24 protein-coding genes are annotated in these 23,069 nt (G+C 35.7%); 22 read left to right on the forward strand and 2 right to left on the reverse strand.

The window, feature by feature from the left end; genetic code table 11:
* Positions 1–120: 120 nt before the first annotated feature.
* The 16 genes from IEV50_RS15530 to IEV50_RS15605 all read left to right on the forward strand — a co-directional run bounded on the left by IEV50_RS15530 (position 121) and on the right by IEV50_RS15605 (position 16,205).
* Complete coding sequence (locus tag IEV50_RS15530; protein ID WP_188416058.1) at positions 121–1,026, forward strand: PstS family phosphate ABC transporter substrate-binding protein; 906 nt, start codon at positions 121–123, stop codon at positions 1,024–1,026.
* Positions 1,027–1,132: 106 nt separating this feature from the next.
* On the forward strand, positions 1,133–2,848 hold the full coding sequence (locus tag IEV50_RS15535) for a tetratricopeptide repeat protein (RefSeq protein ID WP_188416060.1): 1,716 nt from the start codon (positions 1,133–1,135) through the stop codon (positions 2,846–2,848).
* A gap of 84 nt (positions 2,849–2,932) precedes the next feature.
* A complete protein-coding gene (locus IEV50_RS15540; protein WP_188416062.1) occupies positions 2,933–3,304 on the forward strand; it encodes an NADH-quinone oxidoreductase subunit A in 372 nt (123 codons plus the stop codon).
* A gap of 216 nt (positions 3,305–3,520) precedes the next feature.
* Positions 3,521–4,063 carry an NADH-quinone oxidoreductase subunit B gene (locus IEV50_RS15545; protein WP_029282020.1) on the forward strand — a complete coding sequence of 181 codons (543 nt, stop codon included), beginning with the start codon at positions 3,521–3,523 and terminating at the stop codon, positions 4,061–4,063.
* Entirely contained in the window at positions 4,063–4,563 is a 501-nt protein-coding gene (locus tag IEV50_RS15550) for an NADH-quinone oxidoreductase subunit C (protein ID WP_188416064.1), read from the forward strand. The genes IEV50_RS15545 and IEV50_RS15550 overlap by 1 nt, the downstream gene beginning before the upstream one ends.
* A 3-nt stretch (positions 4,564–4,566) precedes the next feature.
* Positions 4,567–5,781, forward strand: a complete 1,215-nt coding sequence (locus IEV50_RS15555; RefSeq protein ID WP_188416066.1) for an NADH-quinone oxidoreductase subunit D — start codon at positions 4,567–4,569, stop codon at positions 5,779–5,781.
* Positions 5,774–6,286 (forward strand): NADH-quinone oxidoreductase subunit NuoE family protein, encoded by a 513-nt coding sequence (locus IEV50_RS15560; RefSeq protein ID WP_188416068.1) that lies wholly within the window; start codon positions 5,774–5,776, stop codon positions 6,284–6,286. The genes IEV50_RS15555 and IEV50_RS15560 overlap by 8 nt, the downstream gene beginning before the upstream one ends.
* A 72-nt stretch (positions 6,287–6,358) precedes the next feature.
* A complete protein-coding gene (gene nuoF, locus IEV50_RS15565; protein WP_188416070.1) occupies positions 6,359–7,726 on the forward strand; it encodes an NADH-quinone oxidoreductase subunit NuoF in 1,368 nt (455 codons plus the stop codon).
* Positions 7,727–7,826: 100 nt separating this feature from the next.
* Positions 7,827–8,837, forward strand: coding sequence for an NADH-quinone oxidoreductase subunit G (locus IEV50_RS15570; protein ID WP_188416072.1), 1,011 nt, complete (start codon positions 7,827–7,829; stop codon positions 8,835–8,837).
* Complete coding sequence (gene nuoH / locus IEV50_RS15575) at positions 8,837–9,874, forward strand: NADH-quinone oxidoreductase subunit NuoH (RefSeq protein ID WP_188416073.1); 1,038 nt, start codon at positions 8,837–8,839, stop codon at positions 9,872–9,874. The genes IEV50_RS15570 and nuoH overlap by 1 nt, the downstream gene beginning before the upstream one ends.
* Positions 9,875–9,987: 113 nt before the next feature.
* On the forward strand, positions 9,988–10,491 hold the full coding sequence (locus IEV50_RS15580) for a NuoI/complex I 23 kDa subunit family protein (protein ID WP_188416075.1): 504 nt from the start codon (positions 9,988–9,990) through the stop codon (positions 10,489–10,491).
* 111 nt (positions 10,492–10,602) lie between these two features.
* Entirely contained in the window at positions 10,603–11,106 is a 504-nt protein-coding gene (locus IEV50_RS15585; protein ID WP_188416077.1) for an NADH-quinone oxidoreductase subunit J family protein, read from the forward strand.
* Positions 11,106–11,435, forward strand: a complete 330-nt coding sequence (gene nuoK / locus IEV50_RS15590; protein WP_010601897.1) for an NADH-quinone oxidoreductase subunit NuoK — start codon at positions 11,106–11,108, stop codon at positions 11,433–11,435. Before IEV50_RS15585 ends, nuoK begins: the two co-directional genes overlap by 1 nt.
* Positions 11,436–11,448: 13 nt before the next feature.
* A complete protein-coding gene (gene nuoL, locus IEV50_RS15595) occupies positions 11,449–13,347 on the forward strand; it encodes an NADH-quinone oxidoreductase subunit L (RefSeq protein ID WP_371870274.1) in 1,899 nt (632 codons plus the stop codon).
* 20 nt (positions 13,348–13,367) lie between these two features.
* Positions 13,368–14,831 (forward strand): complex I subunit 4 family protein, encoded by a 1,464-nt coding sequence (locus tag IEV50_RS15600; protein ID WP_188416079.1) that lies wholly within the window; start codon positions 13,368–13,370, stop codon positions 14,829–14,831.
* Positions 14,832–14,834: 3 nt separating this feature from the next.
* Positions 14,835–16,205 carry an NADH-quinone oxidoreductase subunit N gene (locus IEV50_RS15605; RefSeq protein WP_188416081.1) on the forward strand — a complete coding sequence of 457 codons (1,371 nt, stop codon included), beginning with the start codon at positions 14,835–14,837 and terminating at the stop codon, positions 16,203–16,205.
* Between the two features lie 3 nt (positions 16,206–16,208).
* Here IEV50_RS15605 and IEV50_RS19950 read toward each other — a convergent pair whose 3' ends face one another.
* Positions 16,209–16,439 (reverse strand): LytTR family transcriptional regulator DNA-binding domain-containing protein, encoded by a 231-nt coding sequence (locus IEV50_RS19950; RefSeq protein ID WP_188416404.1) that lies wholly within the window; start codon positions 16,437–16,439, stop codon positions 16,209–16,211.
* A gap of 319 nt (positions 16,440–16,758) precedes the next feature.
* Between IEV50_RS19950 and IEV50_RS15615 the strand changes: the two genes are divergently transcribed.
* The 6 genes from IEV50_RS15615 (at position 16,759) to IEV50_RS15640 (ending at position 21,312) form a co-directional block, all read left to right on the forward strand.
* On the forward strand, positions 16,759–17,415 hold the full coding sequence (locus IEV50_RS15615) for a DedA family protein (protein ID WP_188416083.1): 657 nt from the start codon (positions 16,759–16,761) through the stop codon (positions 17,413–17,415).
* Between the two features lie 2 nt (positions 17,416–17,417).
* Positions 17,418–17,969: an inorganic diphosphatase gene (locus tag IEV50_RS15620; protein WP_123203820.1), complete on the forward strand. Its 552-nt coding sequence runs from the start codon at positions 17,418–17,420 to the stop codon at positions 17,967–17,969.
* Entirely contained in the window at positions 17,969–19,393 is a 1,425-nt protein-coding gene (locus IEV50_RS15625; protein WP_229746763.1) for a hemolysin family protein, read from the forward strand. The genes IEV50_RS15620 and IEV50_RS15625 overlap by 1 nt, the downstream gene beginning before the upstream one ends.
* Before the next feature lie 8 nt (positions 19,394–19,401).
* Positions 19,402–20,106: a 16S rRNA (uracil(1498)-N(3))-methyltransferase gene (locus IEV50_RS15630; protein ID WP_188416085.1), complete on the forward strand. Its 705-nt coding sequence runs from the start codon at positions 19,402–19,404 to the stop codon at positions 20,104–20,106.
* Between the two features lie 118 nt (positions 20,107–20,224).
* Positions 20,225–20,809, forward strand: coding sequence for a DUF4159 domain-containing protein (locus IEV50_RS15635; protein WP_188416408.1), 585 nt, complete (start codon positions 20,225–20,227; stop codon positions 20,807–20,809).
* A gap of 2 nt (positions 20,810–20,811) precedes the next feature.
* Positions 20,812–21,312 (forward strand): acyl-CoA carboxylase biotin carboxyl carrier protein subunit, encoded by a 501-nt coding sequence (locus IEV50_RS15640; protein ID WP_188416086.1) that lies wholly within the window; start codon positions 20,812–20,814, stop codon positions 21,310–21,312.
* Positions 21,313–21,366: 54 nt separating this feature from the next.
* On the opposite strand, the gene IEV50_RS15645 is transcribed toward IEV50_RS15640, so the two are convergent.
* The gene (locus IEV50_RS15645) at positions 21,367–23,025 is read right to left on the reverse strand and encodes an SUMF1/EgtB/PvdO family nonheme iron enzyme (RefSeq protein WP_188416095.1); all 1,659 of its coding nucleotides are present in this window, start codon (positions 23,023–23,025) and stop codon (positions 21,367–21,369) included.
* Positions 23,026–23,069 lie beyond the last annotated feature (44 nt).

Genomic DNA, 23,069 nt, shown 5'->3' on the forward strand with positions numbered 1-23,069 from the left:
ATTTTCTGGGCAAATTTACCTTTAAACATCGGAAGGCCGTATAAAATAGGTATTGGAATATTTTTAATAATTTATGCTTTTGTAAGATTATTAAGCCTTGGAAGGCGAGACTAGTTATTAATGAGAAACATTCTTTTATTATTTGTTGTACTAACCCTTTTTTCTTGCAATCGTAAAGAGAAAAAAGTTAAAGTTGAAGAAACCCGTACAAGTGGAAGCTTAAAAATACTTGTTGATGAAAGTGTTGGGCCAATTGTTCAGCAAGAAATCGATGTATTTAAAATGGATTATCCACAGGCAACATTTATTACAATTTTTAAGCCTGAATTAAAGCTATTACCAGCTTTTTTAAACGATACGGCAAGGGTAATTGTTTTGCCAAGGATGCTAACAAAAGCGGAAGAAAAATACTATAACCAAAGAAGTATTAAAATCAATACATCCAGGTTTGCAGTTGATGGGATAGCATTAATTACAAATAAAAACAATATTGACAGTACAATTAACGTTAAAGATGTTGTTGATATATTACAGGGTAAGGGTTCGGGAAGAAAATTAATATTTGATAACGCTTATTCCAGCACATTTCAATATTTCATGCAACTGGCCAATATAAGCCAGTTTCCTGCTAGTGGTGTTTATTCAAAAAACTCAAGTAATGAGGTGATTAAGCTAATTGCGGAAGATAAAAATTTTATTGGTATTTTAGGCGTTAACTGGGTTTCTGACAGAAATCCTGAATTTTTGAAGTATCAAGATAAAATAAAAACATTAGGCGTAAAAAATTCCAAAGGGAAACCTGGAGCCGACAAATACTACCAACCAACTCAAATAAACTTAATTAATGGCGATTATCCGTTTTTGAGAAACATAAATATAATTGATTGTGAAGGTAGAGATGGTTTAGGCACGGGGTTTGCTGTATGGTTACGAAGTCAGAGGGGGCAGTTAATTGTGCTTAAATCAGCCTTAGCGCCACATAAGCTTATGCCAAGAACATTAAATATAACGAAAGGCAATAAATAGAACCATGATTGTTAAAAGCAATCAAAAATTAATAAATAGAATATCAGATGAAGGTTACATGGCTTATGTAAACTTTACAACCATTAAAAAAACATATTAAAGAACTATGAAAATTTCAAAGAAAGCAATAACCTTAAATGTAGGTTTGGTGTTGATGGGTTCTGCAGTTTTTGCTCAAAGTTTAAGCGATGCGAAAAAAGCAATTGATGCTGAACAATACCAAAAAGCATCATCAATGCTTAAATCACTAACAACATCCCAGGCATCTAATGGTGATAATTTTTATAACCTAGGACTGGTTTATTTAAAAACCGGATATATTGATTCGGCAAGAGTAGTTTTTAATAAGGGCGTAGCAGCTGATGCTAAAAACGCATCAAATTATGCCGGATTGGGCGAAGCAGACTTACTATCTAATAACCCATCATCTGCTAAAACTAATTTTGATAAAGCGCTATCCGTGGCTCCTAAAGATTATAAAACTTATTTATCAATTGGTAAAGCGTATTTAGCCCAAGATAAACCAGGTGATGTTACTTCTAAACCTGATTTCGCAAATGCAATTGCAAATCTTACTAAAGCTGATGAATTAGATTCAAAGGATAAAGATGCTGAAGTGTTTATTGCAATAGGTGATGCTTATGCGTTACAAAAGAAAAACTCTGAAGCTTTAACACCATACTTTACAGTTGGAAGTATCGACCCAACTAATAGAAGAGCAAAAACTCAGGTAGGTAAAATGTATAAAGAATCTCGTGCATTTGCCGAAGGTGAGAAGGAACTTCAAGAAGTAATTGCAGCAGACGCTAATTACGGCCCTGCTTACCGTGAACTAGGTGAATTATATTTACAGTGGAGTAGTTTTGGTACAGATAAAGAGAAAGCAGCTAAAGGTGTTGAGTTTTACAAGAAATACCTTGATTTAACTGATAAATCATTAGAATCCCAGTTGCGTTACATGCAATTCTTATTCTATGCGAAGGATTTCCCGGCATTAGAACAAGTTGCGTCTTCAATTCAGGTTCCTGCAAATAATCAAAAAGCACCTATTGTTTCTCGTTTAAAAGGATGGTCTGCTTACGAAAATAAAAACTATCCGCAGGCATTAACGAATATGACTGAATATTTTGCAAAACAGAAAGATACTACGCAGCTTTTAGGTTTTGATTATCTTTATTTAGGTAAAGCTCAATTAAAAGCTGGTCAGGATAGCTTAGCTTTGATAAATATTACTAAAGCCGTTCAAAAGGACTCCGCAAATACCGATGCGTTAGCTGAAGTTGCTAAGACATTCTTCGATGCTAAAAAATATGCTAAAGCTGCTCAAATTTATGATAAAGTAATTGCTGCAGGACCTAATTCTAAAGGTGTTTTATATAGTTATTTCTATGACGGGTTAGCTTATTACTTTGAATATGCATCTCAGTATTCTGCAAAGAAAAACCCATCAAAAGATCTTCTTGTAAAAGCTGATTCTTCTATTGCGAAAGTTGCACAACTTGCACCTGAAACCACTGATGCTTATTTATACAGAGCACGTATTAATAATCTATTAGATGATGAAAAAGCTCCTAAGGGATTAGCAGTTCCATTCTTTGAAACTTTTGTTCAAAAAGTAACTGAGAAACCAGAATTGGTTACAGCTAATGCAAAGAAATTATCTGAAGCTTATGATAACCTTGGCGGTTACTATTTCAATACTGACAAAGCAAAAGCAAAAGAATATTTCGACAAAAGTGTAGCTGTATATCCAACCGGAACGTTTGCAGCGGCTAAATTGAAAGAATTAGCAGCACCGGCTCCAAAAGGAAAAGGTAAATAATTACAACAGTTAAATAATTTAGAAAAGGCAGAGTTTGTTTACTCTGCCTTTTTCTTTTACTTTTGCATCAGAAAAATAAAGATTATGCAAGCGCAAAGTACATCAATAGATTTTTTACCAATTATATTTCAAGTAATTGTTGCATTAGGTTTTGTTGTAACTACATTAGTTGCAACACACTTTTTGGGGCCAAAACGGAAAACAAGCGATAAACTAGAAACTTTTGAGGCAGGTGTTAAGTCTATTGGTAATGCTCGTCAACCTTTCTCCATTAAATATTTTGTGGTAGCTATATTATTCGTGCTTTTTGATATTGAGGTAATCTTCATGTACCCTTGGGCAGTAAATTTTAGAGCTTTAAAAATGGATGGGATGATAGAGATGTTTATCTTCATGGGAACATTATTATTAGGTTTTGTTTATGTAATTAAGAAGAAAGTTTTAGACTGGAACTAATCAGCTGGCGGTTACCAGTTTTCAATTGATAATTTATAGGCTATTGAAAACCGAAAACTGTGTACTGAAAATTGAAGTGTATCAACTACACTTACTCCAGAACTTTCAATTTATTTAGAAAGGTTCTAAATCAAGTTATACTACTTAATTTGCCTTTAAAATATTGTAAATTTGTTGCTCATTCTGCAAAGGAATGAGCATTTTTTGTTTATAGACATGAGTGAAATTAATATAGTTGATGCGCCTCCTGGAATTGAAGGATCAGGTTTCTTTGCCACTTCGATGGACAAAGTGATTGGTTTGGCTCGTTCGAATTCATTATGGCCATTGCCTTTTGCAACTTCTTGTTGTGGAATTGAGTTTATGGCAACCATGGGTTCTCACTACGATTTGGGTCGTTTTGGTGCAGAGCGTTTGAGTTTTTCTCCTCGCCAGGCAGATGTTTTAATGGTTATGGGTACTATTGCTAAGAAAATGGCACCTGTGTTGAAACAAGTTTATATCCAAATGGCAGAACCACGATGGGTAATGGCTGTTGGTGCTTGTGCAAGTAGTGGGGGTATATTCGATACTTATTCTGTTTTACAAGGTATTGATGAAGTTATTCCTGTGGATGTTTACGTTCCGGGTTGTCCACCAAGGCCAGAAGCTATTTTAGACGGTTTTCAACGTATTCAGGATTTAGTTAGAAATGAATCAGGAAGAAGAAGAAACTCTGATTATTATAAAGAACTTTTAGGTCAATATGGTATTAAATAATGGAAGAAACGACACTAAATAACAACATCCACGTTAAGCTGACTGAGAAGTTTGGCGAAAAGGTGACTGCAGTTTCTGAGCCTTATGGTTTATTAACTTTTGTAACTTATAAAGATGTTATCATCAATGTGCTTTCATATCTTAAAGAAGAATTGAAATTTAATTTCCTTACTGATATTACTGCGGTTCATTATCCTGAAAAAGATCATGGTATTGCCGTTGTTTATCATCTACATAATATGGTAGAGAAAATTAGAATTAGAATTAAGGTTTTCACTTCTGAGCAAAATCCAACTATTCCAACTGCAACAACGGTTTGGAAAGGAGCAAATTGGATGGAGCGAGAAACGTACGATTTTTTTGGGGTTAAATTTGAAGACCATCCTGATTTACGCCGTATTTTAAATATGGATGATTTAGGTGTTCATCCGATGTTGAAACAGTATCCTTTGGAAGACCCAAATAGAGTAGATAAAAAAGACGAATTTTTTGGAAGGTAACATATGAATCATAACCATCCGGTATTTATAGATAACGACCCGCAAAGTGAGCTGGTAACCTTAAATTTAGGTCCAACCCACCCTGCAACACACGGCGTTTTTCAAAACGTTTTGCAATTAGATGGCGAGCGGATTGTAAGCGGCGTTTCTACAATTGGGTATATCCACCGTGCTTTCGAAAAGATTGCCGAGCATCGCCCATTCTATCAAATTACACCACTTACCGATCGTTTAAACTATTGTTCTTCGCCCATTAATAACATGGGCTGGCATATGACGGTTGAGAAGTTATTGAATATTAAATTACCAAAACGTGTAGATTATCTTCGGGTAATTATCATGGAGCTTTCACGCATTTCAGATCATATTATCTGTAATACAATTATAGGTCAGGATACTGGAGCAACAACGACTTTTCTTTACCTTTTCCAGTTCCGCGAGCATATTTACGAAATCTTTGAAGAAGTTTGTGGCGCTCGTTTAACAACAAATATTGGTCGTATTGGTGGTTTTGAAAGAGATTTTAACGAAATCGCTTTCGCAAAAATTAATAAATTTTTAAAAGAATTCCCTGTGGCTTTAAGAGAGTTTGAAAACCTTTTGAGCCGTAATCGTATTTTTATAGACAGAACAGCAGGTGTTGCAGAAGTAACTAAAGAAACTGCTTTGGAATATAGTTGGACCGGCCCGCTATTACGTGCGACCGGAGTAGATTATGATGTTCGTGTGAGCGATCCATACTCTTCTTATCAAGATTTCGATTTTGAAGTTCCGGTTGGTACAAGTGGCGATATCTATGATAGGTATTTGGTGCGTAATGAAGAAATGTGGCAAAGTGTTCGCATTATCGAACAGGCTTTAGAAAAAATAAAATCAGAACCTAAAGGTATTTTTCATGCAGACGTTCCTGAATTTTATCTTCCACCAAAACAAGAAGTTTATAATAATATGGAAGCACTAATCTATCACTTTAAAATTGTGATGGGTGAAATTGATGCTCCAAAAGCTGAAGTTTATCATGCTGTAGAAGGTGGAAATGGTGAATTGGGTTTTTATTTAATAAATGATGGAGGGCGTACACCTTATCGCTTGCACTTCCGCAGACCAAGTTTTGTAAATTACCAAATGTTTGCATCAATGAGTGAGGGTATGTTATTATCTGATGCCATTATAAACATGAGTAGTATGAATATTATTGCAGGAGAATTAGATGCTTAAAATAGAAGAACAAAAACCTGTAGTGTTTTCATCAGAATTGTTAGCCAAGTTTGATGATGTGATAACGCGCTATCCGGAAGATAAGAGTAAATCAGCTTTGCTGCCGCTATTACACTTGGTGCAGGCAGAATTTCTTTGGGTAAGTACTTCCGCAATGGATAAAGTTGCTGAATATTTAAAAATCCAGCCTATTGAAGTTTACGAAGTAGCTACCTTTTATAGCATGTACTTTTTAAAACCCCAAGGTAAATATGCTTTGGAAGTTTGTCGCACAGGCCCATGCTGCTTAGTTGGTGCTGAAAAAATATTAGACCACTTAGAACATAAATTGGGGGTAAAAGAAGGTGAAGTTACTGACGATGGTTTATTCAGCTTTAGAGGAGTTGAATGTTTAGCAGCCTGTGGTTTCGGTCCGGTATTACAAATTAGTCCGGAATACACTTTCTACGAAAACCTTACTGTGGCTAGTGTAGATAAATTGATTGAAGATTTAAAAAATAAATAACCCCGGCTCCCTGAAGGGGGAGTTTAAAAACGAGGGAGAAAAGCCCTTTTAGGGGATTTAGGGGTAGATAAAATGAGTCGCAAACTATTACTTGAGCATATTAACGTACCAGGCATCAATACACTTGAGGTCTATCGCCAAAAAGGAGGGTATCGTGCTGTGGAAAAAGCCCTTAAAACTTTAACACCTGAAGAGATTGTTGAAGAAGTGAAAAAATCGGGCTTACGCGGTCGTGGTGGTGCGGGTTTCCCAACAGGGATGAAATGGAGTTTTTTGGCAAAACCAGAAGGTGTTGCACGTTATTTGGTATGCAACGCTGATGAATCTGAACCGGGAACGTTCAAAGACCGCTATTTAATGACTCACATTCCTCATGCTTTAATTGAGGGGATGATTGTTGCTAGTTTTGCCTTGGGCGCAAAGGTTTCCTACATCTACGTTCGCGGAGAAATGATGCCTCAAATTCGCATCTTGGAAAAAGCAATTGCCGAAGCAAAAGCTGCCGGATGGTTGGGTAAAAATATACTAGGAACAGGATACGATTTAGAATTATATGTTCAGCCAGGCGGTGGAGCTTACATTTGTGGAGAAGAAACCGCATTGTTAGAATCACTTGAAGGTAAAAGAGGCAATCCAAGAATTAAGCCACCATTCCCGGCCATTGCAGGTTTATATGGTTGCCCTACAGTTGTAAATAACGTAGAGTCAATTGCTGCAGTTGTTCCAATTATCAACGATGGTGGTGAAGAATATGCAAAAATTGGTATCGGTAGAAGTACGGGTACAAAATTAATATCAGCATCTGGTAACTTAGTTAAACCAGGTGTTTATGAAATAGAATTAGGTTTACCAGTTGAAGAATTCATATATTCTGACGAGTATTGCGGTGGTATTGCTAATGGTAAAAAATTGAAAGCTACAGTTGCTGGTGGTTCATCAGTTCCGGTTTTGCCGGCAAATTTAACTTTGAAGTTAGCTAATGGCGAGCCTCGCTTAATGAGCTACGAGTCGTTATCAGAAGGTGGATTTGCTACTGGAACCATGTTGGGTTCGGGAGGTTTTATCGCTTTTGATGAAGACCAGTGTATTGTTAGAAATACTTGGAATTTTTCTCGTTTTTATCATCACGAAAGTTGCGGACAATGCTCGCCATGCCGTGAAGGTACGGGATGGATGGAAAAGGTATTGCACAAAATCGAGCATGGCCATGGTAAAATGGAAGATGTAGATTTGCTCTGGGATATTCAACGCAAAATAGAGGGAAATACGATTTGTCCATTAGGTGATGCAGCAGCTTGGCCGGTGGCGAGTGCAATTCGTCATTTCAGAGATGAATTTGAGTGGCACATTAAAGAACCAATTAAAAGCCAGACGCAAAACTATGGCATCGCAAATTATGCGGCTCCGATTGAAAAAGCGCCGGTAACGGAAGAAAAATAATTAGCCATGGTCTGTGTCCTCACAGACCATTAGATAAAACTTTTCGGTCTGTGGGGACAAAGACCGAGGAGAAATAAAAAAATAAAGATTATCATTAACCATGAGTGAAAAAGTTAAGGTTACGATAGACGGGATAACATTAGAGGTTGATAACGGAACCACTATCCTAAATGCTGCGAGGCAGATTGGAGGTGATATTGTTCCGCCAGCGATGTGCTATTATTCTAAGTTAGAGGGCAGTGGTGGTAAATGCCGTACCTGTATTGTTAAGGTAACAAAAGGTTCGGAAAAAGACCCTCGGCCAATGCCAAAATTGGTTGCATCTTGCCGTACAACAGTAATGGATGGTATGGAAGTGTTAAATATTACTTCTCCAGAAGTTTTAGAGGCACGTGCAGGTGTGGTAGAGATTTTATTGATTAACCATCCGTTAGATTGCCCTGTTTGCGACCAGGCAGGTGAATGTGATTTGCAAAATTTAGGTTACGAGCACGGTTTGCAAAAAACTCGTTATGAGTTTGAGCGTCGTACTTTTGACCGTATTGATATTGGTGATAAAATCCAGTTGCACATGAATCGTTGCATTCTGTGTTATCGTTGTGTTTTTACTGCTGACCAAATTACAAATAAACGGGTTCATGGTATTTTAAATCGTGGCGACCACTCAGAAATTTCTACTTATATCCAACAAGCTGTTGATAATGATTTCTCTGGAAATGTAATCGATGTTTGTCCTGTAGGTGCTTTAACAGACAAAACTTTCCGTTTTAAAAACCGTGTTTGGTTTACCAAACCAGTTGATGCACATCGCAATTGCGATCATGAAAAATGCAACGGTAAGGTAACACTTTGGTATAAAGGAGAAGACGTTTTACGTGTTACGGCTCGTAAAGATCAATTTGGTGAAGTAGAAGAATTCATCTGTAATACTTGTCGTTTTGATAAAAAAGCGACCTCAGATTGGACAATCGAACATCCTACACACATTGATGATACTTCTGTAATAGCATCAAACCACTACGAAACATTAAAACCTTTGCATGTAATTCAGCCAAATTTGGCTTTGCAAGCTGCAAATGAAATTGAACTACATAAAACAGTTAAATACTAATGGATACAGGTTTTATCATAGAAAAATTTATTCTGGTAGCGGTAATCTTCGGTATCAGCTTGGTAATTGCCATGTATTCTACTTATGCTGAGCGTAAGGTTGCGGCTTATCTTCAAGACCGTTTGGGGCCGGATAGAGCTGGTCCTTTTGGTATTTTGCAGCCTTTAGCCGATGGATTAAAGATGTTTATGAAAGAGGAAATTATTCCTACAACATCAAACAAATGGTTATTCATCGCTGGTCCGGGTTTGGCATTACTTTGTGCTTGTATAGGTACAGCAGTAATTCCATGGGGAAGCCCGATGTTAATTGGTGGTAAAGTTGTCCCTTTGCAAGTTTCTGATATTAACGTAGGTGTTTTATATATTTTCGGAGTAGTATCATTGGGTGTTTATGGAGTAATGATTGGTGGTTGGGCATCCAATAACAAATATTCATTATTGAGTGCCATTCGTGCTGCATCACAAAATATCAGTTATGAGATAGCAATGGGGTTATCAATTATCGCTTTGCTTTTAATGACGAATACTTTAAGCTTAAAAACTATTGTTGAGCAGCAACATGGCTGGCATTGGAATGTTCTATATCAGCCGTTAGGATTTTTAATCTTTATGGTTTGTTCTTTCGCCGAAACCAATCGTGCGCCATTCGATTTACCTGAATGTGAAACAGAGTTAATTGGTGGTTATCACACAGAGTATTCTTCGATGAAACTAGGTTTTTACCTTTTCTCTGAATACATTAATATGTTTGTTTCATCGGCAGTAATGGCAACATTATATTTCGGTGGTTACAACTATCCGGGAATGGATTACATGGCAACTTTGTTGGGGCCAACCTGGGCACCACTATTCGGAACAGCTATTTTATTCGCTAAAATATTCTTCTTTATATTTTTCTTCATGTGGGTACGTTGGACAATCCCTCGTTTCCGTTATGACCAATTGATGAATTTGGGTTGGAAAGGTTTGATACCTTTGGCTATTGCCAATATTATTATAACTGGAGTTGTGATTGCGATTATTGAGAAGTTCTAGCCTCCAACTTCCTAAAGGGGTAGGGCAAAGCGGAAAAACAAAGTTTAAAAACCATTAAGGTTTATACATAGATTTACACATGCATTTAAAAGCCCTTTTGGGGATTTGGGGTTATGGAATCATTAAGTAACAAGAAAAAAGTACTGGAGCAAAAGCCTTTGAGCTTTATGGAACGAATGTACTTACCTGCAATTGCGAAAGGTATGGGCATTACCATCAGCCACTTATTCAAAAAAGAGGCTACAATAAGATATCCAGAAGTAGAGCGTGAATTCTCTGCAAACTTTAGAGGTATGCACTCTCTGAAACGTGATGAGAACGGAAAAGAGCGTTGTACAGCTTGCGGTTTATGTGCATTATCTTGCCCTGCCGAAGCAATTACTATGATTGCTGCAGAACGCAAGCCTGAAGAGAAAGATTTATACCGTGAAGAAAAATATGCCGCAACTTATGAAATCAACATGTTGCGTTGCATTTTCTGTGGATTATGTGAAGAAGCTTGTCCTAAAGAGGCAATTTACTTAGATGGACCAATTGTGCCAGCTGATTATTTACGTAAGGATTTCATATACGGAAAAGATAAATTGGTAGAGGCTCCATTGGAGATGAAAAAATAATTTAATTTTGCCGTCATTGCGAGGAACGAAGCAATCCTAATGCGATAGACGTTAAACTAATAAGATTGCTTCGTACCTCGCAATGACGAGGAGTTTTAAAATAATAAATTAATGAGTACACAGGTATTCTATTTCGTAGCCACATTAAGTATCATCTTTTCGCTTATGGTGATTTTTGCAAAAAATCCAATCCATAGCGTACTTTACTTAATCCTTACCTTTTTCACATTTACGGTACATTACGTACTGTTGAATGCTCAATTTTTGGCCGTTGTAAACTTTATCGTTTACATGGGTGCCATTATGGTATTATTCTTATTCGTACTGATGTTACTCAACCTGAATAAGGAAACCGAGCCATCAAAATCTCCATTGATTAAAATCGTAGGCGTAGTTGCAGGATGTTGTTTAATAGTAACCTTAGTTGGTTCTTTTAAAGCAGCCAGCATTAATAGTCCTTTAATTTTAAAAAACCAAGGATTAGGATTGGTAGAAAATTTGGGTAAAGAGCTTTTCGGGCCATTCTTATTACCGTTTGAATTATCATCTCTATTACTGTTGGCAGCAATGGTTGGAGCAGTTTTATTATCTAAAAGAGATGAGGTAGAGGCATAATGGAAAATTTAACTACACAAATGGCAGGCGTTCCATTAAACCACTATATCTATTTATGTGCTATTATTTTCACAATAGGTGTAATTGGCGTGCTAACCCGCAGAAATGCAATCGTGATTTTTATGTCGGTTGAGTTAATGTTGAATGCCGTAAACTTGCTTTTAACAGCTTTTTCAGTTCACAGCAATGACCCGTCCGGACAGGTTTTCGTGTTCTTTATTATGGCGCTCGCAGCTGCAGAAGTTGCAGTTGGTTTGGCGATTATTGTAATGGTTTATAGAAATACGAAATCGATAGATATTAATGTTTTAAATCGCCTTAAGTGGTAAATATATATTAAGAATGACAATAGAACAATTGATTTGGTTAGTTCCATTACTCCCTTTTTTAGGATTTGTAATTAACGGACTGGGCAGAAACTCTTTATCTAAAGGACTTGTTGGTATCATTGGGAGTGGCGTAATCTTAGCTTCCTTCATCATCAGCATAGTTATTTTCTTTAGTTTACAAGGCGATACACAAAAATCTCACGAAGTATTTTTATTCGATTGGATCAGCGCAGGAACCTTACATATTCCTCTATCATTTTTGGTTGACCCGCTGAGTTCAATCATGCTTTTGATTATCACAGGAATAGGTTTTTTAATCCATTTATATTCTACCAGCTATATGCACGATGATGAGGGATTAGGTAAGTTTTTCTCTTATCTAAACTTGTTTGTTTTCTTCATGCTATTATTGGTATTGGGTTCAAACTACATCGTTATGTTTATCGGATGGGAGGGCGTAGGTTTATGCTCTTACCTACTAATCGGTTTCTGGTATACAAACACTGCTTACGCATCGGCAGCCAAGAAAGCTTTTGTAATGAACCGTATTGGCGATTTAGGCTTTTTGCTAGGTGTTTTCTTAATGTTTAATTTCTTCGGAAGCGTTGAATTTTCTAAAATCTTTCCTCAGGCTGCAAACATGTTGCCAGGAAACAATACATTAGTTTTAATTACGATTTTATTATTTATTGGCGCTTGCGGTAAGTCAGCACAGTTGCCATTATTTACATGGCTACCTGATGCTATGGCCGGACCAACACCGGTTTCTGCTTTAATTCACGCAGCAACAATGGTAACGGCGGGTATTTATATGATTGCCCGGTCGAGTGTATTATTTGACCTTGCTCCACTTACACAGCATATCATTGCCATCGTAGGTATTGCCACAGCATTAGTAGCAGCAATTATCGCATTAACACAAACAGATATCAAAAAAGTACTGGCTTATTCAACTGTATCTCAATTAGGATATATGTTTTTAGGCTTAGGCGTTGGTGCTTATACTGGTTCATTCTTCCATGTATTAACCCACGCATTTTTTAAAGCATTATTATTTCTGGGTGCAGGTTCGGTTATTCATGCCATGCACCACGAACAAGATATGCGCCACATGGGTGGATTGAGGAAGAAACTTCCGATTACTTTCTTAACCATGATGATTGGTACGATTGCAATTGCAGGTTTACCACCATTTTCAGGTTTCTTCTCGAAAGATGAAATTTTAGCAAATGCTTACCAATACAGCCCAATTCTTTGGGGAGTTGGCGTGCTAACAGCATTCTTAACTTCTTTCTATATGTTCAGAATGATGTTCCTTACTTTCTCTGGAAAATACAGAGGAACACATCACGCAGAAAGTCACGTTCATGAGTCGCCAAAAGCGATGACCGTTCCATTAATCATTTTGGCAATTTTAGCTGCGATTGGTGGAGCAATTAACATCCCTCACGTTTTCGGTGGAAACGAGTGGTTGGCACATTGGTTATCACCCGTAGTTGCGCAACATGAATTAGATTTAAGTCATTCAACAGAATTTACCTTAATGGCCGTATCGGTTTTAGTGGCAATAATCGCTTTGTTTTACGCTTATACCAGATACGTAAAAGGCGCTCGCGTTCCAGTTGCTGATGAAGCGCCACGTTCGGTGCTTGCGAAATTATCGTACAATAAATTTTACTTGGATGAGATTTACGATTTTATCATCACAAAACCTTTGGATGCTTTTTCAAGATTTTTCTACAGAATTATCGATACAAAATTCATCGATGGAATTGTGAACGGATTAGGATGGAGTACAAATGAGGCCAGTAAAGGTGTTCGTTTATTACAAAGTGGAAACGTTGGTTTCTATATATTTATGATGGTATTTGGTATCATCGCATTGCTTGCTTATACATTTTATTACATATAAAAAGGGTTCAAAAATAAATAATGGAACAACTTTTACTACTTATATTTCTTCCGCTTGTTGGTGCTCTAATTACAGCATTTTCGGGTAAGACTGCTAAAATAGTTTCAACCGTAGTTTCGGTTGTTTCCTTAGGGCTGGCTCTGTTTATCGCTTGTAATTTTATACCAAATTCAAGTACACAATTCGAGGCAAATTTACCATGGATTCCAGATTTAGGCATTCGCTTTCATGCAGGCATTGATGGTATTAGCATGTTGGTAGTATTGCTTACTAACTTATTGGTGCCAATTATTATTCTTTCGAGTTACAGACACGATTATAAAAATCCTGCTGCTTTTTATGCATTAATTTTATTCATGCAAGCAGGCTTATTATTGGTATTTACGGCAATGGATGCTTTCTTATTCTACATTGGATGGGAGGCTGCATTAATACCAATTTATTTCATCTGTGCATTCTGGGGTGGAAAAGATAGAGTTCGCATCAACATGAAGTTTTTCGTTTACACGATTGCAGGTTCTTTGTTTATGTTGATGGGGATAATTTATTTGTACCTACAAAACCCTGCTCAAAATTTCGATATTCAAGCGTTTTATGCTTTAAACTTAGATAGCGCACAACAAGGATGGATTTTCTGGGCTTTCTTTATTGCCTTTGCAATTAAGATGCCGATCTTCCCTTTCCATACGTGGCAGCCTGATACCTATACAGCTGCGCCAACTCAAGGAACGATGTTGTTGTCAGGTATCATGTTGAAAATGGGTATTTATGGTGTTATCAGATGGTTATTGCCGATTGTGCCAACAGGTGTTCAGGATTGGTCTTGTTTAGCGATGATACTTTCAATAATAGGTATCGTTTACGCATCACTAATTGCTTTCACTCAAAAAGATGCGAAACGTTTGGTTGCTTACTCTTCTATTGCTCACGTAGGATTAATCTCTGCTGGTATTTTCGCATTGAATCAACAAGGTATGCAAGGGGCAATGATTCAGATGTTAAGTCACGGTATTAATGTTGTAGGTTTATTTTTCGTTTTAGATATTATCTTCTCTCGATTGAAAACCTACAAAATTGAAGAACTAGGCGGTATTGCTAAAGTTGCACCTCAGCTGGCGATTTCATTCCTTATCATCGTTTTAGGAACTGTAGCTTTACCAGGAACGAATGGTTTCATTGGTGAATTTTTATTATTGATGGGTGTTTATAATTACGGCATCTGGGCAGCAGCAATCGCCGGATTAACCATCATTTTCGGAGCAGTTTATATGTTGCGTATGTATCAGAACGTAATGCTTGGCAAGACAAACGAGTTAACCATTACTTTCACCGACATTAAGGGAACTGAAAAATTGGTTCTTTATATCATTTGTGCATTAATTATCATTTTAGGTGTTTATCCAAAACCATTATTGCATTTAACAGAGGCATCTGTACAACATTTATTAGAACAGATAAATCAAAAATTAACATCAGTAAAATAAGCAATGAATATTATAATAACCATTAGTATAACAGCTTTTATTGTGCTTTATGCAGGTTTGTTTAAAGCAAATAAAGCACTATTACCGCTTACCGTTGTTGGCTTACTTACTGCGTTAGGATTTACTCTTGCTGCGTGGAATGGCAATGCTGTTCATTTCGGAATGATGCAAACTGATAATTTTGCTTTGGCATTTTCAGGTGTTTGCATCATTGGAACATTATTGATTTTCTTATTAACCCAAAACTATTTCCACGCAAAAAGTGATAACATAGCCGAATACTATACCTTAATTCTTTTTGCCCTTGCTGGGATGATCATGATGGTATCGTATAAAAACATGGCGATGTTATTTGTAGGGTTAGAAATTATGTCGGTAAGTTTATATATTCTTGCGGGTATTCGTAAAAGGGATTTTGCATCAAATGAGGCCTCATTGAAGTATTTCCTGATGGGAGCCTTTTCAACAGGTTTCTTGTTGTTCGGTATCACTTTAATTTATGGTGCGACAGGTTCATTCGATTTAGATAAAATTCAAGATTATTTAATCGATAGCAAATCAATCTCGCCAATCTTCTATCCGGGTGTAATATTGATGATGATAGGCTTATGCTTTAAGGTTGGTGCCGCACCTTTCCATTTCTGGACTCCAGATGTTTATGAGGGTTCGCCAACATTGATTACGACCTTCATGAGTACCGTGGTTAAAACTGCTGGTTTTGCTGCATTTTTAAGATTATTTGCTGGCGCTTTTGCACCACTTCATGATTTTTATGCTGTTCCTTTAATGGTTATTGTTTGCTTAACCCTATTCATAGGAAACGTTACAGCCTTGTTCCAGAAAAACTTTAAGCGCATGTTAGCTTATTCGAGTATCTCTCATGCAGGTTACATGTTATTCTCTTTAATCGTTTTAACTAAAAACTCTGAAAACAACGTCTTGGTTTACGCTGCGGCTTATACTTTTGCTTCAATTATTGCATTCGCAGTTTTAATTTTGGTTAAACAAAAAACAGGTAGCGATAGCTTTGAAAGTTTTAATGGCTTAGGAAAGAAAAATCCTTTAATAGCTATATCGTTAACTATTGCCATGTTATCATTAGCAGGTATTCCACTAACCGCAGGCTTCATCGGTAAGTATTTAATGTTCCTAAATGTAATGGGCGATTATCATATGATATTAGTTGCTTTTGCAATCTTAAATGCATTAATAGGTTTCTACTATTATTTCAAGGTTATAGTGGCCATGTGGTTTAAAGATGGAGCAGAAATCGAACTTTCTACACCGGCTCAATATAAAGTAGTATTATTGGTGTCGGTAGCGATTACGTTAATTTTAGGTATTTATCCTGCTATTATTTTAAACCTGATATAAGAACTATATCAAGTTTAAATATTCATTAATATGCACTCTATAGCTAACGCCTATAGATAATTGTGTTCCATTTTTGAGATAGATAAAATCTGATTTAAGTTTTTCTATGTGTTTTATAGATATTATAAAAGATTTGTGAATTCTGATGAAATAAGAACTGTCTTTTAATTTTATTTCAATATCAGAAATTTTTTGAAGTGTAGTTATTGATTTTTCTTTAGTGTGAATAAAAATATTCTAAGAGTTTCTTATTAGTGTTGTCTGTACATACTTTGTACAATTTTTTTTTCAATAACTAATTTTTAAGTATTGTGTAAAAAATGAATCGTCATTACAGGTATACACTATAAATTTGTTATCACTATTAAAACCTAGTTTAATTATTATATAATTATCATAACACCCTAATTAAGGTAGATAAATTTAGAATCAGGATGATGAAATGGTGTTTTATATCTACTTAAAAAGTTTCAAATTATAATCTTTGCCTATAATAATAACGCCCACTCATTTTTCTTTAAAAATTATTTGTAGTTTTACGAATAATCGAAATATGCAGGATTTCTGGAATAGCCTACAGCATTTAATTGACCCCAAAACTTTATTGAGAGAAGGTGGCTTTTATCTTGTTGTGTTTGTAATTTTTGCAGAAACAGGTTTAGCTTTCGGCTTTTTTCTTCCTGGTGATTATTTATTATTCCTGGCAGGCATGTTTGTTGCTAATAAACAACTTGATGTTAACATAATTACTCTGATTATATCCTTAAGTATCGCTGCAATATTGGGTAATTTTATTGGCTATTGGTTTGGACACAAAGCTGGGCCAACATTATACCATCGCAAAGACAGTTTCTTTTTTAAGAAAAAATATTTGAAGTCTGCAGAGGCTTATTATAATAAACAAGGCGCTTTTGCGCTTATCATGGGTAGGTTTGTTCCTATAGTTAGAACTTTTGCACCGATTTTTGCTGGGGTTGTTAGGTTGGATTTTAAAAAGTTCGCATTTTACAACATCGTTGGAGGTATTTTATGGGCATGTTCATTAACCTTATTGGGGTATTTTTTAGGAATAAAATTTAAAGAAGAAATAAACAATTACTTATTATATATTATTATTGGCTTCATCATTATAACAACTATCCCTTTATTGATTACCTTTGTGAAAAGTAAAGTTAATAGTTCTGAAGAGGAAAAGACAGATTTAAATTAAAAATGGCAAAAGACGATCACCACGCATGGCATAGTGTATCTCCGGGTAAAAACGTTCCGGAAGTTGTAAATGCAATCATTGAAATTCCAAAAGGCTCAAAAGCCAAATATGAAATAGATAAAGAATCGGGTTTAATTAAGTTGGACAGGGTTCTTTTTTCATCAGTGATGTATCCTGCAAATTATGGCTTTATCCCACAAACCTATTGCGATGATAAAGATCCATTAGATATTTTAGTACTTTGTTCAGTTGATGTTTTCCCAATGACATTAATTGAAGCTAAAGTTGTAGGTGTAATGCACATGGTGGATAATGGCGAACAGGATGATAAAATTATTGCTGTTGCTGCTCACGACATGTCAGTAAATTATATTAATGATTTAGATGAATTGCCACCACACCAAATGAAAGAAATAGTTCGTTTCTTTCAAGATTATAAAGCCTTAGAAGAGAAAAACGTTACCATCGAACATTTACTTGGTGTTCGTTATGCACATAAAGTAATTAAAGAAAGCATAGAACTTTATAACACAACATTTAGAGAATTAGCTTAATGGATTTACCCACGGTCTGTTTGTTTTTAAATTTAGAGCTAAGTGCAATTCTGCCAACAAATGTAGTTTTGGTTGCTTTACAGGAGCCTGATACCGCTTCAGTTGGATGGAGACTATTCTTCGCATTATTTTTAGTTTTACTAAATGGATTTTTTGTTGCTGCAGAGTTTGCAATTGTTAAAGTCAGGGCATCTCAAATAGAAATTAAAGCAAAGTCTGGCAGTCGCGTTGGTAAAATGGCAAAAGGTATTATCCATAATTTAGATGGATACCTCGCCGCAACACAACTTGGTATAACGCTTGCATCACTTGGCTTGGGCTGGGTAGGTGAAGGCGTTATGCATACAATATTTAAAAACCTTTTTGATAGTTTACATTGGGGCTTTAGCGATGCGTTTATTCATTCGGCATCAACCGTGGTAGCCTTTTCTGTTATTACCATTATGCACATCGTTTTTGGTGAATTAGCACCTAAATCATTTGCAATACAAAGGCCTGTTGCAACAACGCTGTTTATAGCTATTCCACTTCAAATATTTTACGTTGTTTTTAAACCATTTATTTGGACATTAAATAACTTGGCTGCCATTATTCTAAAACCATTTGGTATTGATACCTCAGCAGGACACGAATCTTTGCATAGTAGCGAGGAGTTACAATATTTGTTAGATCAGGGAAAAGAAAGTGGTGCTTTGGATAATAATGAACACGAATTAATTAAAAACGTATTCGATTTTAATGAAAGAGTTGTTAAAAATATCATGGTGCCAAGAACCAAAATTTCTGGTGTAGAGTTAACTTCCCAAAAAGAACAAGTTATTGATACAATTATTAAAGAAGGATATTCCCGCTTGCCTGTATATGATGAAATCATGGATAAAATTGTTGGTATTATTCATGCAAAAGATATTCTGCCTTTAGTTGCTGCTGGTAATCAACATTGGACATTGAACGATATCATTCGTAAACCATATTTCGTTACTGAAACAAAAAAGATTAACGATTTAATGAGTGAATTGCAAAGCAATCGCATTCAGATTGCAATCGTTTTGGATGAATTTGGCGGTACTGCTGGTATGGTAACACTTGAAGATATTGTTGAGGAACTTGTTGGGGAGATTCAAGATGAATACGATGAGGAGAAACCTTTAGTAGAAAAAATATCTGATAACGAATTTATCGTAAATGCCTTTGCAACAGTTTATGATGTAAATGAGCATTTACCTCACGATTTGCCTGAAGACGAGGATTTTGATACGATTGGTGGTTTAGTTTCTCACGTATTCGAGCGCATTCCTGAAGTTGGAGAAAGTAATGAGTCTTATGGTTATTTGTTTACCATTCTTAAAAAAACAGAACAAAATATCGAAACAATTAAGTTAGAATTGGTTATTAATAAATCAGATATGGTTGATAATCACTAATTTCAACAATGCATATTTTTTATACTCCTGACATAACCCAAAATACCTACACCCTTAACGAAGAAGAAAGTAAACATTGCGTAAGGGTTTTGCGTTTGCCTGTTGGTTCGTTAGTAAATCTTGTAGATGGTAAAGGCAGTTTTTATACGGCTCAAATCACATCTGATAATCCTAAAAAAGTAAGTCTATCTATTTTAAAGGTAGAAACTGAATTCCAAAAAAGAAATCACTATTTACATATAGCTGTTGCGCCTACAAAAAATATCGACCGCATCGAATGGTTTTTAGAGAAAGCAACTGAACTTGGCATTGATGAGATTACGCTCATTATTTCTGATAGATCAGAACGTAGAATTGTAAAGGAAGATAGGCTAAATAAAGTGATTACCTCAGCTGTTAAACAATCAATAAAAGCTTATCATCCTAAACTAAATGATGCAATTTCTTATGATGCATTTATGAAAATTCCTGTCGAAGGAGATAAATTAATCGCACATTGTAATGATAATGAAGGAAAAGATTACATATCAAATTTGGTTAAACCAAATGGTAAATACTTAATCTTAATTGGTCCCGAAGGAGATTTTACATCCGATGAAGTTAATATTGCTTTGAATAAAGGCTTTAAAGCCCTAACTTTAGGTGATAACAGATTGAGAACCGAAACCGCCGCATTATCTGTTTGTTTCGAAATTAATCACCTTAATCGCTAAACTTTTGAGATTTTCCATTCGTAATATTCAGTTTTCTAAATTAAGGGTGCTATTAGGCTTTAGTCTTTTGGCTTTAGTCTTTGGTCTTTTGTCTTTCAGCTCTGTTCCTTCTTACCGTATGGCAAAACTAAAATATAGTGGTGGTGGAGATTGGTATGCGGACAGAACGGCACTTCCAAATCTTATTGCATTTTGCAATGCAAACCTTAAAACTAATTTTTACGCAGAAGAAAGTATTGTTGAAGCTGGCAGTAAAGAAATATTTAATTACCCATTTATTTACATGACAGGCCATGGTAATGTTGTTTTTAACGACCAAGAAATTAAAAATTTGAGGCAGTATTTAACAGGAGGTGGCTTTTTGCATATAGATGATAATTATGGGCTTGATAAATTTATCAGACCACAGATGAAAAAAGTATTTCCTGAATTAGAATTTGTAGAATTACCTGCTAATCACGTTTTATACAATCAGAAATTTAAATTCCCTAATGGGTTACCAAAAATTCATGAACATGATAATAAAAGGCCACAGGGTTTTGCGTTAATTTATAAAGGAAGAGTAGTTTGTTATTACACTTTCGAATGCGATTTAGGTAATGGATGGGAAGATTTCGGGACTTATCCTGAAGATACACAGGAAACGAGGACAAAAGCGCTAAAAATGGGCGCTAATTTAGTTCAGTATGCTTTAACTCAATAAAAATGTATAAGGTAAAAGTTAATGATAAATTTCAATTTGATGTTGATAAAAAAGGGTCTGATATATTAATTAATGGTGAGGTAATAAAAATTGATATTAGTGATTTAGGAAATAATTTAGCGAATGTTATTTATGAAAATAAATCATTCAATACAGAAATTGTTGAACTTAATAGAGCTGATAAGATTTGTCTTATTAAAGTTAATGGAAATATTTATCAGGTTTCAGTAGCAGATCAGTTCGATCAATTATTAAAGCAACTAGGCTTTGATAATTTAGCAGCAAATAAAGTAGCTGAAATAAAAGCACCAATGCCAGGTTTGGTTTTAAACGTAATGGTTGAGGAAGGTTTTGAAATAAAAAAAGGTGATAATTTGTTGGTATTAGAAGCCATGAAAATGGAAAATATTCTAAAATCATCAACTGATGGCATTGTAAAAAAAGTGCTGATAAAGAAAGGGGAAAAGGTGGAAAAGAATCAGATACTGATTCAATTCAAATAATATAAATAGCTTTTCAAAAAAAATCCCGATTTGCATCGGGATTTTTTTGGTTTTTTATCTTTTTGGATTAAAAGGTTTAGCTTTTGCCTGTTTAAAATTTCTCTTACCAGCAGTACTGATTTCCGGAGCACCGAGCATGGTCATGGCACAACGAAAACCTACTTCAGCTGAAGCATCGTCTTGTTGCAAAAATCTGCGTGTTGCCGGGTTTAACCAGTATGGCATATCATTCCATGAGCCACCTTTGTAAACTCTGGATTTATCGTTAACTAAAGAAACACCTTCTTCATTTAATAATTTATTCTGTCTGTCACGATAACCTCTTTCGTCAGCTTGATAGGTTGTTACCATAGTTTTTGGATCAGGGGATTTTGAAATCGAATCTGATCTTTTAGCTAAAGCTTGTTTTTCTGCCCAGGTTAGTTTCTTGCCAGAGTAAGCATTTTCTTTAATCGGTTTACCATATTTATCTAATGCAATTTTGCCATTAGCAGCATCAGCAAGTTGCTTATCCTGAAACTGATTACCGCGATATGGATTAAAAGCTTCCGCATCAGTAAATGTTCCTGTACGATAAACATCATTTACCCATTCATTAACATTTCCAGCCATGTTATATAAACCAAAATCATTTGGATTGTATGATATAACCGGTACTGTTAAATCACCTTTATCATTTAATGAGCCGCCAACACCCATGTAATCTCCTTGTGCTCTTTTAAAATTGGCTTGTATTAAACCTCTGGTTTTTTTACTTGCTGAACTAACACCTAAACCATTCCATGGATAAATTTTATTTTGATTAATGTTTTCGTATTCAGTATTACCAATTAAACCTAAGGCAGCATATTCCCACTCTGCTTCTGTTGGTAAACGATAAGGTTGCATAATTACACCATCTTCTAAGGTTGCATTTCTTGTTGGAACTGCGTTTCCACCTCTTCCGCCTGCGGCCCCGATAGATGCACCTGCTTTTGCATTATAATCTTTAGGTGCATTTTTACCTTTATCGTCGTATTGTCCGTTTAAATATGCATCAGTATTAAATGGTTTATCTGGTCTGGCTGCAGTCGTAGCTCCTGTTGTTGTGTTTCCACCACCTGCTTTATTATTACTAGCTAAAGTTTTGTAATCCGTTAAAATACCTTTTTGGCGTAAAATGTATTCGTTTGCCTGCGAAGTTCTCCATTCGCAGAAACGAGAAGCCTGTTCCCAACTCACGCCAACTACAGGGTAATCTCTGTAAGCAGGGTGACGTAGATAGTTATCTACATAAGGTTCGTTATATGACAAAGCTCTGCGCCAAACTAAAGTATCAGGAAGTTCATTGTAATAAAATTCACGATCTTCAGGGTAGCTCGTTCTAATCCAGTGCAAATATTCTAACCAATCTGTATTAGAAACTTCAGTTTCATCCATATAAAATGAAGGAACGGTAACTTGTCTTTTATAGTTGTAAATATTTGGCTCAACACCTGGAACTTCAATTGCGCTTCCACCAACAACCAGTACACCACCCTCTATAGGAATTAACCCTGGACCAGGTGCACGCTTATAATTGCTGGCTACAGCGAAACTGCCGTAAGTTTTATTGTTCTTATCAGCATACGGAATCCCGGTTTTACTTGATGCACCACCCTTATTTCCTCCACACGAAGAAAGGATAGTTGCAAGTGCAAAACAAGAAAAAGAATATAGTAATAGTTTTTTCATAAATGCTTTATAACGTGAATTAGGGCTTATTCAACAGATAAATT

This window comes from Pedobacter mendelii (genome assembly GCF_014635725.1).
GTDB lineage: Bacteria > Bacteroidota > Bacteroidia > Sphingobacteriales > Sphingobacteriaceae > Pedobacter > Pedobacter mendelii.